Origin of the sequence: Nostoc sp. DedSLP03 (genome assembly GCF_034530815.1) — a bacterium.
In the GTDB taxonomy this organism is placed as follows: Bacteria; Cyanobacteriota; Cyanobacteriia; order Cyanobacteriales; family Nostocaceae; genus Nostoc.
This window is the reverse complement of sequence record NZ_JAVRCK010000005.1, coordinates 63,441-78,923: the sequence shown is the minus strand read 5'-3', so window position 1 is coordinate 78,923 and position 15,483 is coordinate 63,441. Positions and strand designations below refer to the sequence as shown.

General features: G+C 40.7%; 3 protein-coding genes and 1 pseudogene. All 4 read left to right on the top strand.

Features of this window, described 5'->3' with window-relative positions:
* The first annotated feature begins 33 nt into the window (after window positions 1-33).
* Complete coding sequence (locus tag RM368_RS03960) at window positions 34-5,982, top strand: AAA family ATPase (protein ID WP_322692841.1); 5,949 nt, start codon at window positions 34-36, stop codon at window positions 5,980-5,982.
* 158 nt (window positions 5,983-6,140) lie between these two features.
* Complete coding sequence (locus RM368_RS03955; RefSeq protein ID WP_322692840.1) at window positions 6,141-12,155, top strand: AAA family ATPase; 6,015 nt, start codon at window positions 6,141-6,143, stop codon at window positions 12,153-12,155.
* Between the two features lie 73 nt (window positions 12,156-12,228).
* Window positions 12,229-13,134: pseudogene (locus RM368_RS03950) on the top strand (serine/threonine protein kinase); the annotation flags it as partial.
* Between the two features lie 365 nt (window positions 13,135-13,499).
* A complete protein-coding gene (locus RM368_RS03945; RefSeq protein WP_322692839.1) occupies window positions 13,500-15,398 on the top strand; it encodes a PAS domain S-box protein in 1,899 nt (632 codons plus the stop codon).
* The last annotated feature ends 85 nt before the right edge of the window (window positions 15,399-15,483 follow it).

Genomic DNA, 15,483 nt, shown 5'->3' with positions numbered 1-15,483 from the left:
TACTAAATCCGGAAGTCTTAAAGATTTAGCAGTATGGTTAGCACTCTTGTCAATATTCCTGGATACAAGGTTAGTGAAGAACTCTACAATGGTTCTAGAACCATTGTTTATCGAGGGTATCGAGAGACTGACTCATTACCTATAGTTATTAAACTGCTGAAAAATCCTCATCCGAGTTTTGGCGAACTCTTGTCCTTTCGGAATCAGTACACCATAGCTAAAAATCTCAACTCACCGCTAATCGTCCAAACTTATAGCCTAGAACCCTATCAAAATGGCTATGCGTTGGTAATGGAAGACTTTGGCGGGATTTCTCTCAAGGAATGGAGAATCAAGGGAAGGGGAAAATCTCTACAGGAGTTTTTAGAAATTGCAATCGCACTATGCAATACCTTAGATATACTCTACCACGAACGGATTATTCACAAAGACATAAAACCTAGCAATATTGTCATTAATCCCGAAACTAAACAAGTTAAATTAATCGATTTTAGTATTGCATCTTTATTACCACGGGAAACCCAAACGCTAGTCAATCCCAATATCTTAGAAGGAACACTCGCTTATATTTCCCCAGAACAAACAGGAAGAATGAATCGGGGGATTGATTACCGAACTGATTTTTATTCTTTGGGTGTGACATTTTACGAGTTACTTACGGGAAATTTACCTTTTGCATCAAACGATCCAATGGAATTGGTGCATTGTCATATTGCTAAACTTCCACAAATTTTAAAAAATAGAGAAGATATTCCCCAAGTTATTTGCGATATTGTGATGAAATTGATGGCAAAAAATGCCGAAGATCGATATCAAAGTGCTTTAGGACTGAAGTTTGATTTAGAAAATTGCTTACATCAGCTACAAGTTGATGGCGAAATTCACAAGTTTGAAATTGCAACAAGGGATGTGTGCGATCGCTTCATTATTCCTGATAAACTTTATGGACGAGAAACCGAAATATTAACTTTACTTCAAGCCTTTGAGAGAGTCAGCCTTGGTGGAACAGAAATGATGCTGGTAGCAGGTTTTTCGGGAATTGGCAAAACCGCAGTTGTCAACGAAGTTCATAAACCGATTGTTCGCCAACGCGGTTATTTTATCAAAGGCAAATACGACCAATTTCAACGGAATATTCCCTTCAGTGCATTTGTACAAGCATTCCGGGATTTAATGGGACAATTATTAACCGAAAGTGATGCAAAAATTCAGGAATGGAAAAGCAAGATTTTAGATGTTGTTGGGGAGAATGGACAGGTAATTATTGAAGTTATTCCCGAATTATCAAGAATTATTGGCGAACAACTACCCGCCATAGAATTATCAGGAACAGCGGCACAAAATAGATTTAATTTATTATTTCAACAATTTACCCAAGTTTTTACTAGTGTTGAACATCCATTAGTGATGTTTTTAGATGACTTGCAATGGGCAGATTCGGCATCATTGAAGTTAATGCAGCTATTAATGGCTGATACAGGTCATCTTTTGTTAATTGGTGCATACCGTGATAACGAAGTCAACCCAGGACATTCATTAATGTTGGCTTTAAGTGAAATCAAAAAAAGCAAAGCGACGATTAATACAATTACTTTAGCACCACTGAGTCAACTCAAAGTGAATCAGTTAGTTGGTGACACACTTAAATGTGCAGAAACTTCGGCATGGACTCTTTCTCAATTAATCTATCAGAAAACTCAAGGAAATCCGTTTTTTGCAATCCAGTTTATCAAAGCATTGCATCAAGAAAATCTTATTCAATTCGATATTGAGTTAGGCTGTTGGCAATGTGACATTACCCAAGTGATGACTCAAGCCGTTACAGATGATGTTGTTGCCTTTATGGGTTTTCAATTGCGAAAACTACCGCTATCAACTCAACAGATGTTACAGCTAGCTGCTTGTATTGGGAATCAGTTTGATTTAGCAAGTTTGGCAATTGTTTCTAAACAATCTCAAATCGAAACGGCTGCGGCTTTGTGGAAAGCATTACAAGAAGGGTTGATTTTACCTAACGGTGATGTTTATAAATTTTATCAAGATTCGTCATTGGTCATCCCTTCTCTACGAGACGCTACGCGAACGGCTCCGCTCAGGGCGAGTGGTCAGTGGTCATTAGAAAAGAGCGAACGAATGACAAAGGACATAGGACAAAGGACAGCTTATTATAGATTTTTACACGATCGCGTCCAACAAGCTGCTTACTCACTCATCCCTGACGATCAAAAACAACTGACGCACTTAAAAATTGGGCAATTGCTTTTAAGTGTAATGAGCGAGACGGAAAAAGAGGAAAAAATCTTTGAGATTGTCAATCAATTAAATAAAGGAGCCGATTTAATTGTTATAGAAACTGAACGTGAGGAATTAGCAAAACTAAATCTAGTTGCTGTCCAAAGAGCTAAATCTGCAACCGCTTACGTCGCAGCAATTGAATACGCCACTAAAGGGATACAACTTCTCCCAACAAGTTGTTGGCAGCAATGCTATGAACTAACGTTAGCTCTGCATGATTTAGCCGCAGAAGTAGCCTGTCTGAGCGGTGACTTTAAGCAAATGGAGCAGATAGTTGACGAAGTAGTGCAAAATGCCCGTCAATTACTAGACAAAGTTAAGGTCTATGAAGTGAGAATTTTGGCCGAGGTAGCCCAGAGTCAACAGCCCAAAGCGATTAAAACCGCTCTTTCGACTTTGGAATTATTTGGAGTATTGTTTCCAGAGCAGCCGACTGACGCAGATATTACTGAAAGTTTGCAACAGACTCAAGATGTATTAAAAGGAAAACATTTAGAAGATTTCTTGGAACTGCCGGAAATGACAGACTTCCAAGCTCTGGCAACAATCCGAATTTTAGCCGCGGTGACAGCAGCAGTCTATCAAGCGGTTCCAGAATTACTGCCATTAATCGTGTGTAAGCAGATTAGGTTATCAGTAGAATACGGTAATGCTGCGGTATCAGCACAGGCTTATGCTTGGTATGGAGTGATTTTGTGTGGTATTGGAGAAATAGATTTAGGCGATCGCATTGGCGAACTGGCAATGGGACTATTATCACGCTTCCAAAGCAAAGAATTTAAAGCCAGCACGATTAACATGGTTTATCCCTTCGTGAAGCCTTGGAAACATCATATTCAAAATTCACTCGCTCCTTTACTCGACGGATACCACAGCGGTCTGGAGATGGGGACTTTAGAATATGCTGCCTACTGTGCCTACAATTACTGTTCGCTTTCCTATTTTCTCGGAAAAGATTTGTCAATCTTAGAACCAGAGATGAAGGTTTACAATCAGGCATTGGCTCAACTCAAACAGGAAGTTGCTCATAATTATCTGAGAGTCTTTTACCAATCCGTCTTAAATTTACTCGCCGAGAGCAAGTGTCCTTGGGAAGTTCAAGGTGTAATCTATGACGAACAAATCATGTTGCCCTTGCATCAGCAGGCAAACGATCTTTACGCAATGGGAACACTGTATATCAATAAATTAATTCTTTGTTACTTGTTTAATGAGTGGGAACAAGCTATCAAAGTGGCGGCTGATGCCAAACAATATTTAAGTGGAGTATCCGGCTGTTTTATGGTGCCGGTGTTTCACTTTTACGATTCATTGATTCATCTGGCGATGTTGCCCAACACTCAAGGTAAAGAATGCCTCCCCCAGCAAGTTGTTGACAACCAGAAGAAGCTCAAACAATGGGCAAACCATGCACCCACAAACCATTTACACAAATTTTATTTGGTTGAAGCAGAGCAGTATCGGGTATTGGGGCGGACGTATGAAGCAATGGATTACTACGATCGCGCGATCGCCTCTGCAAAAGAAAACACATACATCCAAGAAGAAGCACTAGCGAATGAACTTGCTGGCAAATTTTACCTCAATTGGGGGAAAGAAAAACTCGCCCAAGCATATATGCAAGAAGCATATTACTCTTACGCACGTTGGGGGGCAAAAGCCAAAGTTGCCGATCTAGAAAGACGCTATCCGCAACTGCTAGCCCCTATCCTCCAGCAAACCCATTCTCCTTTCTCTACTAACGAAACAATCTTCTCGTTAGCAAGTGTTACACCCACGAATTCCGGCACTTCCCACAGTAGTAGTGTTTCTGTTGCTTTAGATTTAGCTGCTATTCTCAAAGCCTCTCAAACGATTTCCGGCGAAATCGAATTTGAAAAACTGCTTTCATCGTTGCTTGAAATCGTCATTGAAAATGCTGGGGCTGATAAATGCGTGTTTATGCTGTTGCGAAACGATTCGCTAGGCGAAACCAAAGGCGAACATCTACTAATTAAAGGGTCAATTACCGTAGGAATGCAGCCAGTAGTGTTGCAACGCCTTCCCGTTGAGGACAGTCAAGACATTCCCCTGAAGCTGATTTACAAAGTGAAGCACGATAGACAGACTGCTGTAATACTTGATGCGATCGCCGATCCGACTTTAGCCAACGACCCCTATATCATCCGTCAGCAGCCGAAAAGTATCTTATGTAGCCCGATTTTGCATCAAGGTAAATTGATGGGCATTTTATATCTAGAAAATAATTTAGCAACGGGGGCGTTCACTAGCGATCGCGTCGAACTGCTGAATTTACTCTGCGCTCAAGCTGCAATTTCTTTGGAAAATGCCCGACTTTATGAGCGATCGCGAGAGTATTCCCAACAGCTAGAGCGATCGCTTGAGGAGTTAAGCGCCGCCGAGTCCGTCTTTCAAGCATCCCAGCAACGACTCCAGTTATTGGTTCAGCAAACTCCATTAGCATTTATCGAGTGGGATACCAATTATCAAGTTACTGACTGGAACCCAGCCGCAGAACGAATCTTTGGCTACAGCAAACAAGAGGCTTTAGGTTGTGGATTCAAATTCATCATTCCTGAAATAATTCAAGCAGAAATGGAGCGAGTCAGCGTCGAAATTATATCCCAGCAGGGCGGCAATTACAGTATCAATGAAAATGTGACAAAAGATGGTAAAATTATCATTTGTACTTGGTATAACAATCCACTTGTAAATGCAGATGGCGAGTCAATCGGAGTTGCTTCTTTAGTAGATGATATTACAGAACAGCAAACTGCGCTACGCGATCGCAAAGTTGCCGAAGTCCAACTTCAACAAAAAGCCCAAGAGCTAGAAACTGCTTTACAAAACCTGCAACAAGCACAATTACAAATGGTGCAAACTGAGAAAATGTCTGCACTCGGCAACTTAGTTGCTGGTGTAGCTCACGAAATGAATAATCCCCTTGGTTTTATTGCTGCTAGTCTAAAACAAGCAAAACCTACTATCGCTGATATTGTTGAACATCTCAGACTATATCAAGAAAGTTTACCCAACAAAAGCGATGAAATCGAAGACCATGCCGAAGAAATCGACTTGGATTATAGCTTAGAAGACTTGCCCAAGATGATTGATTCTATGTCTATGGCGTGTGACAGGCTAAAGAACATCAGCACCAGTTTGAGAACTTTCTCTCGTGCCGATCGAGACTACAAAGTACCTTTCAATATCCACGAAGGCATTGATAGCACTATTCTCATTCTCAAACATCGTCTCAAGGCCAATGAACAACGTCCGGCGATTCAAGTTGTTGCAAACTACGGTAATTTACCTCAAGTAGAATGTTTCCCCGGCCAATTAAATCAGGTATTTATGAATATTTTTGCTAATGCTATTGATGCATTAGATGAATCTAATCATGGACTCAGCTTTGAAGAAATTAAAGCCAATCCTAACTGCATTACAATTACAACCTCAGTCGAAAATAATCTAATTAAAGTTTCCATTACTGATAATGGCAAAGGGATGAGCGAATCAGTTAAACAAAAAATATTTGACCATTTATTTACGACGAAAGCTGTTGGTAAAGGGACGGGTTTGGGGTTAGCGATCGCTCGTCAAATCGTTGAAGAAACTCACGGTGGAAAATTAAATTTTAACTCGGTTCTGGGTCAAGGTACAGAATTTACAATTGAAATTCCGGTATGAATCTCAGACACTCCTTGTTCGCGCTGCGTCTCGTAGAAAAGGGATGGGATGAGCGCCGATTTTCTTTGAGTCTAAATTCTCAAAATTTCAAGTCGTGGAGCGACGGGTTCGCTTGATATCTGGGAACACTATATCTGGAGTCTTAAAGATTTAGCAGTATGGTTAGTACGAGAGTCAATATTCCTGGCTATCAGGTTAGCGAAGAACTCTACAATGGTTCTAGAACCATCGTTTATCGAGGGTATCGAGAGACTGACTCATTACCCGTAACGATCAAACTGCTGAAAAATCCTTATCCGAGTTTTGGCGAACTTTTGTCGTTTCGCAATCAGTACACCATAGCGAAAAATCTCAACTCACCTCTGATCGTCCAAACTTATAGCCTAGAACCGTATCAAAATGGTTATGCGTTGGTAATGGAAGATTTTGGGGGGATTTCTCTCAAGGATTGGGGAGTGGGGAGAAACTTAGAATCTTTGATGGAGTTTTTAGAAATAGCGATCGCACTGTGCAACACCTTAGATATATTGTATCGCGACCGGATTATTCATAAAGATATTAAACCCGCCAATATTCTAATTAATCCAGACACCAAACAAGTTAAATTAATTGACTTTAGTATTGCATCCCTACTACCACGGGAAACTCAAACACTGATGAATCCCAATGTCTTGGAAGGGACACTTGGTTATATTTCTCCCGAACAAACAGGAAGAATGAATCGGGGGATTGACTACCGGACTGATTTCTATTCTTTAGGTGTCACTTTTTATGAACTACTTACGGGTGAGTTACCGTTCCATTCAAACGATCCGATGGAGTTGGTACATTGTCATCTAGCAAAACTTCCACCATCTCTTCAGGAAGTTAAAAATCAAGAGATTCCGCAAGTGTTGTCAGATATTGTCATAAAATTGATGGCAAAAAATGCTGAAGACCGCTATCAAAGTGCATTGGGATTGAAATTTGATTTAGAAACTTGTTTATCTCAACTCCAAGAAACTGGTGAAATTAAGCATTTCCCAATTGCTCAACGGGATCTGTGCGATCGCTTTATTATTCCCGATAAACTTTATGGACGAGAAACAGAAGTAGAAACTCTCCTGCAAGCATTTGAGCGCGTTAGTACAGGTGCGACAGAAATGATGCTGGTGGCTGGTTTTTCGGGTATTGGTAAAACCGTTGTAGTTAACGAAGTTTATAAACCTATCGTCAAAAAGCGCGGTTATTTTATCAAAGGGAAATATGACCAATTTCAACGAAATATTCCCTTTAGCGCTTTTGTGCAAGCCTTCCGCGATTTAATCGGGCAATTATTAACCGAAAATCATGCTCAAATCCAAAAATTTAAAACCAATATTTTAGCGGCTGTAGGTGATAATAGCCAGGTAATTATTGAAGTCATCCCCGAATTAGAAAGAATTGTTGGTCAGCAACCACCTGTTACAGAATTATCAGGAACTGCTGCTCAAAATCGGTTTAATTTATTATTTCAGAAATTTACCCAAGTCTTTACCAGTGTTGAACATCCATTGGTGATGTTTTTAGATGATTTACAATGGGCAGATTCAGCATCGTTGATGTTAATACAGTTATTAATGGCTGATACCAAACATCTTTTCTTAATTGGTGCTTATCGTGATAACGAAGTCAACCCAGCACATCCATTAATCTTGACTTTGAACGATCTCCAAAAAACAGCAGCCACAATTAATACGATTACTTTAGCGCCTCTGAGTCAATCGCAAGTAAATCAATTCGTTGCTGATACACTGAAATGTACAAAAGATTCGGCGTTACCTGTTTCTCAATTGGTATTTCAGAAAACTCAAGGTAATCCGTTTTTTGCCATCCAGTTTCTCAAGGCACTACACCAAGATGGGTTAATTGAATTTAACTTTGAATCAGGATATTGGCAATGTGATATCACCCAAATAAATCAGCAAGCAGTGACAGATGATGTTGTTAAATTCTTGGTATTTCAGTTACAGAAACTACCTCAATCAACTCAAAATGTATTGCAGTTAGCAGCTTGTATTGGCAATCAATTTGATTTAGCAACTTTGGCGATTGTTTCGCAAGAATCAGAGATTGAAACGGCTGCTAGTTTATGGAAAGCTTTACAAGAAGGGTTGATTTTACCGATTAGTGATGTTTATAAGTTTTATCAAGATTCGTCATTGGTCATCCCTTCTCTACGAGACGCTACGCGAACGGCTCCGCTCAGGGCGAGTGGTCAGTGGTCATTAGAAAAGAGCGAACGAATGACAAAGGACATAGACGCGCTAGCGGCTACTCTTCTCCTGACGGAGACGCTGCGCGAACGAGAACGCCAAGGGCGAACCCGCAGGGTAGGACAAAGGACAGCTTATTATAGATTTTTACATGACAGAATACAACAAGCTGCCTATTCTCTAATTCCCGCTCATCAAAAACAAGCAACTCATCTCAAAATTGGTCAATTACTTCTACAAAATTCCTCTCAAATAGAACAAGAAGAAAAACTGTTTGATATTGTTGGACATTTGAATTTAGGGCAAGAGTTAATCACTCAATTAAGTGAACGAGAAGCCTTGGCTCGGCTTAACTTAGCAGCAGGAAATAAAGCCAAAAATTCTACCGCTTACGCTGCGGCAAGAGTCTATTTACAGACCGGGATTGAGCTACTTACAGCCAATTGCTGGCAAGATCGATATGAATTGACCCTGAGTCTCTATGTTGCCGCCACCGAAGCCGCCTACTTGAATGCTGACTTTGATGGCATGGAACAGATCGCAGTACAGGTGTTAAAATCAGCCCAGACGATTTTAGACAAAGTTAAAATTTACGAAATTCAAATTGCTGCCCAGACAGCCCAGACCAGAATATTAGAAGCGATCGCAGTTGGCAGAGATGCACTCTTTCAATTGGGGGTTGAACTCCCCACTGCACCTGACGAAGCCAAAATTGGCAAAGTACTACAGACTGTAGCCAGCCTTCAAAACGGCAGAGGGATTGAAGAATTAGTCGATCTACCTATCATGAGCGATGCCTGCGGCGGGCGAAGCCAACGCCAAACTCAGGCAGCGATGCAACTCTTAGGAATATTATTTTCACCGATTCTACAGGCAATGCCCGGATTACTGCCCATACTGAGCGCAACGATGGTGAGTTTATCACTCCAGTTTGGGAATGCACCTGCATCAACGGTGGGGTATATGATTCACGGTATGGTGTTGTGTGCCTTTTTGTCAGAAGTGAAAACAGGCTATAGCTTTGGGCGATTAGCAATGAATTTGCTTGACCGATTTAATGTCGGGGAATTCAAGTGTAAGATTCTACTTCTGTTTGCGGCCTGGATTCAACATCATCAGGAATCTCTCAGGGCAACGATGCTGACGATGAAAGATGGCTATGCGACTGGTATGGAAACTGGTGATTTTCTCAACGCTGGCTACAACTCGCTCAATTACTTCATTGCCAAACTTTTTGCTGGGGTAGAACTGGACATTTGGGAACCCGAAATCGCAGGTTACAGGGCTGTCTTAGTGCAGGTAAAACAACATTCTGCCCTGACTTATTTGGATATGGTGCAGCAGACTGTGGAGAACTTGAGGGAAGCCCGTATTCTGTCGGATTGCTTAATTGGCACTGCCTACAATGAAACAGCGATGCTTCCTAAGCACCATCAAGACAAGGATCTCTCGGCGATCGCTATTGCTTATACTTACAAACTGATGCTTGCCTACTTTTTTGGTAACTACACGGCTGCCCTAGACTATAACGCCCAAGCCAAACAGTATTTGATGGCAGTATCAGGCATGATTTTTATTCCCATTTTTCATTTCTATGCAGCCTTGACGCATTTGGCGCTCTTGCTGGCACACCCAGAACCAAAGCAAGCCGAATTTCTCGCTTTGGTAGAAACCCATCAAACCACTTTGCAGCAATGGGCGCAAAATGCTCCCATGAATCATCTACATAAATGGCATTTAGTTGAGGCTGAAAAACAACGAGTGTTGGGCAATAAAGCAGAAGCACTTGAACATTACGATCGCGCCATCTCCCTCGCCAAAGAAAACGAATACGTTAACGAAGAAGCACTTGGCAACGAACTAGCAGCCAAATTTTACCTCGACTGGGGTAAAGAAAGAGTTGCCCAAGCATATATGCAAGAAGCATACTACTGCTACGCTCGTTGGGGTGCAAAAGCCAAAATAGAAGACTTAGAAAAACGCTATCCCCAACTACTCCAATCGATTCTGCAACAGCAACGAATCAACTTCAATACCTTAGAAACTATTAGCTTTCGCGGCACTTCCTCATCTACTCGCACTTCTACCACTGGCAGTACTGGTATTTCCCAGACATTAGATTTTACCTCTGTCCTCAAAGCCGCTCAAGCTATCTCCGGTTCTCTGGAATTAGATCGACTCATTGCCAGCTTGACCCACATTATCCTAGAAAACTCTGGCGCGAAGAAAGTTGTATTAATTCTTCCCCAAGATGAGGACACTGCCGTGCGGGGGAAACCCTTATTGAAGAAAGTGTATGGTGATAATTGGCAAGTTAGGGCAATTACCTTTATCAATCATGACCAAACACAAACCATTCTGGAGCCACAATCACTCGCTAATTGTCAAGAGATTCCTGCAAAAATTATCAATTACGTCAAAAATACCCAACAAACAGTTGTTATAGACAATTGCAAAACAGATACCATTGGGTTGATTGGGGAATATATGCAGCGAACACAACCCCAGAGTGTATTATGTACCCCGATTCTTAATCAAGGGCGTTTAGTAGGGATTCTTTACCTAGAAAATCAACTGACTCAAGGCGTATTTACTAGCGATCGCCTTTCTATTGTAAATTTCCTCTGCACTCAAGCCGCAATTTCTTTGGAAAATGCCCAATTATATAATCATCTCCAGGAGCGAGAAAAGTTCCTCAATAGTATTTACGAAGGTGTTGGCTGTCTTATTTTTGTGACTGATATCCGTGATGATGGTAGGTATGAGTACACAGGATGGAGTAAATCATGCGAAATAGTGATTGGTATACCTGCTTCTCAAGTACTGGGTAAAAGTCCGCAAGAATTAATGGCTCCTGATGAAGTTGCAGCAATCGAGCAAAAATATCTGCATTGTTTCCAAATTGGAACACCGATCACCTATGAAGAATGTCTAACATTTAATGACCAGAAAATTTGGTTTTTAACCACACTCAGCCCTTTAAAAGATGAGACGGGCAAAGTTTATCGCGTAGTTGGGACAACGATTAATATTAGCGATCGCAAACAAGTTGAATCAGTGGTGACAGAAAAATCTCAAGCACTCGGAACAGCCTTAGCAGATTTACAACAAGCGCAATTACAAATTGTTCAAAATGAGAAAATGTCTGCACTGGGTAATTTAGTTGCTGGTGTAGCCCATGAAATGAATAATCCTTTGGGCTTTATTGCTGCAAGTCTCAAACAAACTAAACCCACTATTGCTGATGTTGTGCGACACTTGAAACTTTATCAAGAAAGTTTACCTAATCCGGGTGCTGAAATTATTGACCATGCAGAAGAAATTGACTTAGATTATAGTTTAGAAGATTTACCAAAGGCAATAGATTCAATGGTGATGGCGTGCGATCGCCTGAAAAATATCAGCACTAGTTTAAGAACTTTCTCCCGCGCTGATAAAGATTACAAAGTGCCATTTAAAATTCATGAAGGGATTGAAAGTACAATTTTAATTCTCAAACATCGCCTTAAAGCCAATGAGCAACGTCCAGCAATTGAAGTAATAACCGATTATGGCAGTTTGCCTGAAGTTGAATGTTTTCCTGGACAATTAAACCAGGTGTTTATGAATATCATAGCTAATGCCATTGATGCCTTAGATGAGTCGAATACTGGGAAAAGTTTTGCAGAAATCCAAAAAAAACCTAACAAGATTACAATTAAAACCTCATTGCAAGACGATCGGGTTACAATAACGATTGCTGATAATGCTAATGGCATGAATGAAACAGTGAAACAAAAGATATTTGACCATTTGTTTACAACCAAATCTGTGGGAAAAGGAACGGGTTTAGGATTAGCGATCGCCCGACAAATTGTGGAATCAACCCACAGCGGCAAATTGAGTTGTAACTCTGTTGTTGGTCAGGGTAGTGAATTTATCATCGAAATTAAGGTGTAAATATTTACTTTTATATAAATCACTTGATATATCTGGGAACACTATATCTGTAAATCATCACTTCTTCAGCAGTATGGTAGCCACTTTTGTGAGGATTCCCGGATATAACGTTACCTCAGAAATCTACAACGGTTCGAGAACCCTGGTTTATCGAGCAGTTCGAGAAACTGACTCCTTAAGAGTAGCAATCAAACTGCTGAAAAATCCTTATCCAAATTTCAGCGAACTCTTGTCGTTTCGCAATCAGTATGTCATTGCGAAAAATCTCAACTCACCTCTAATTGTCCAAACTTATAGCCTAGAACCGTACCAAAATGGCTATGCTTTGGTCATGGAAGATTTTGGCGGAATTTCTCTCAGTGAGTGGAAAATAAGAGGAAATCTCCAATCTCTACAAGAATTTTTAGAAATAGGGATCGCCCTGTGCAGCACCTTAAATTTACTCTACCAAGAGCGCATTCTTCATAAAGATATTAAACCCAGCAATATATTAATTAATCCCGAAACCAAACAAGTTAAATTAATTGACTTTAGTATTGCATCTTTATTACCAAGAGAAACCCAAACCCTCGTAAATCCTAATGTGTTAGAAGGGACACTTGCTTATGTTTCTCCCGAACAAACAGGCAGAATGAATCGGGGGATTGACTATCGCACAGACTTCTATTCACTCGGCGTAACTTTCTACGAGTTACTCACGGGAGAGTTACCTTTTGCCTCCAACGACCCAATGGAGTTGGTACATTCTCATATTGCAAAAATCGCACCATTAGTACACGAAATTAATTCAGACATTTCATCTGTACTATCAAAAATTGTCAGTAAATTGATGGCGAAGAATGCTGAAGAGAGATATCAGAATGCCTTGGGACTAAAATTTGATTTAGAAAATTGTCTGCATCAGTTACAAGTTTCGGGTAAGATTGAAAGTTTTGAAATTGCACTCAATACACTGCAACTCCTTCCCAGGAAAAGGTACAGAGTTTGCGATCGCAATTCCAATGCAGCAATAAACAGTACTGAGTAGACCAACTTTAGCTAAGAAGATTAGACCTCTTGGCATTTGTAGGGGAAAGGGATGGAATTTCCTCTTACCCTTTAACATGAGTCCCTTTCCCCAACCGGAAAGCAAAAGTCACTTTTGCAAGAGGTCTATTCTGTCACCCTACTTACACGCGATCGCGTAGCGTTTATGTAGAAAAGGCATCTTCTGAGACGCTTTACCTTAGCGGAAGCCTCTGGAAGAGAAGGCGGTTGGATAAATTAAATTAAGCTTTTAGCAATTTTTGCGTAAGTCCTGCCTAACTCAGGACTGGCTCTAAGTAAACTAAATCGGAGTTTAACATGTGTTCTGAAAAAATCAATGAAGAGATATTGCTTTTACGTCAGCAAAATGCCCAATTGCTGCAACAGCTAGAAGCATTGCAAGACCTTTATTCAACTACACTGTTAGCCGAACAACATCAAATTTGGGAGTTAGTTACTGATGAAGTCCTACAGGATTTACAACTGATAGAATTACAGTCGAAATTCGCAGATAATTCTACCTTTGTAGAATCAGCAAATAAAATTCGCGGACGGCATCATCAAACGGCGGCGACTGCTTCGGCTGAGAGTGAGGCTAAGTATCGCCAACTCGTGGAAAATATCAGCGATCTGATTTTTTCTATGTCAGTGGAAGGTCTTTTTACTTATGTCTCACCACAATATAAAAATGTTTTAGGATGGGAACCTTCAGACCTACTTGGTCAACCCTTTGCCCCCCTGCTTCATCCTGATGATTTCCCCCTAGCCCAGAGAAAAATTCAAGAAATGGTGGAAACCAAGGGGCAGCGAATCGCAATAGAATTTCGCCACCAAAAAAAGGATGGAAATTGGTGCTGGATGAGGTCAGTGGCTTCGCCAATTTTCGATTCAGATGGTGAAATTATTGGTCTTCATGGCGTTATTAGCGATATCAGCAGTCGCAAACAAGCTGAAGAATTAATCAAAGCCTCGCAAGCAGAATTACTCGCTTTGTTCAACGCTATGCAGGATGTGATTCTTGTCTTGGATGCCGAAGGAAGATACTTAAAAATCGCTCCTAGTGGTGCACCCTTACTCTACCAACCTCCTGCGGAACTGCTGGGCACAAAAATATATGAGGTTTTACCCTCTGCTTGTGCCGGCTATTTTCTCAACTCTATTCAACAAGCACTCTTAACTAAAAAAACTGTGAAGGTAGAATATAGCTTGCCTATAGGCGAGCAAGAGGTTTGGTTTGAGGCGAATATTGCCAGAATGACTGAAAACACGGTTGTTTGTGTCGCCAGGGATATCAGTGAACGCAAACAGATGGAAGACCAATTGCGACAACAAACAGAAAATTTAGCACAAACTCTTCAAGAACTCAGACAAACTCAAGCACAAATGATTCAAGCAGAAAAAATGTCTAGTCTGGGTCAACTTGTGGCTGGAGTTGCCCACGAAATCAACAACCCCGTTAATTTTATTCACGGTAATCTCACTTATATTGAGGAATATACTCAAGACCTGTTGCGAGTAATTTACCATCAGCAGCAATCTGGTAATAAGTCGGAATTTCAGGCTTTGTGTGAGGAAATTGACCTAGAGTACATCCAAAAAGATGTACCAAGAATATTGAGTTCGATGAAAGTTGGTACTCAGCGCATCCGTCAGATTGTGCTGTCGTTACGAACTTTCTCACGCATAGATGAAGCCGAGTTTAAAGCAGTAGACATTCACGAAAGCATTGACAGTACTCTAATGGTATTGCAACATCGCCTCCAAGAAACAACAAAGCTTCCAGCGATTCAAGTCATCAAAGACTACGGCACATTACCTTTAGTGGAATGCTATGGCCGACAACTCAATCAGGTATTTATGAATATATTGGCGAATGCCATTGATGCTTTAGAAGAATGGACAATTGAGAATACACAATTAAGAATAAACAATTTAACATCTGGGTTGCTTACTCCCACGATCGCCATTCGTACATCAGTGATAGATTCCAGTTGGGTAAAAATTGCGATCGCTGATAATGGAATAGGTATGTCAGAACAGATTCAACAACAAGTTTTTAATCCGTTTTTCACCAACAAGCCTGTAGGTAAGGGAACAGGGATGGGAATGTTTATCAGTTATCAAATCATTACAGAAACACATGGTGGCAAACTGGAATGTCATTCATCACCAGCAGCAGGAACAGAGTTTGTAATTACAATTCCAATTCAGCATTAAGGTTTTTTTTTGCAACTGTAAGGTTATAATCCCTTGTGGGGCGGTTGTCCTCCTTTTCCATAAGGTTGACTGACTTGCCACCGCT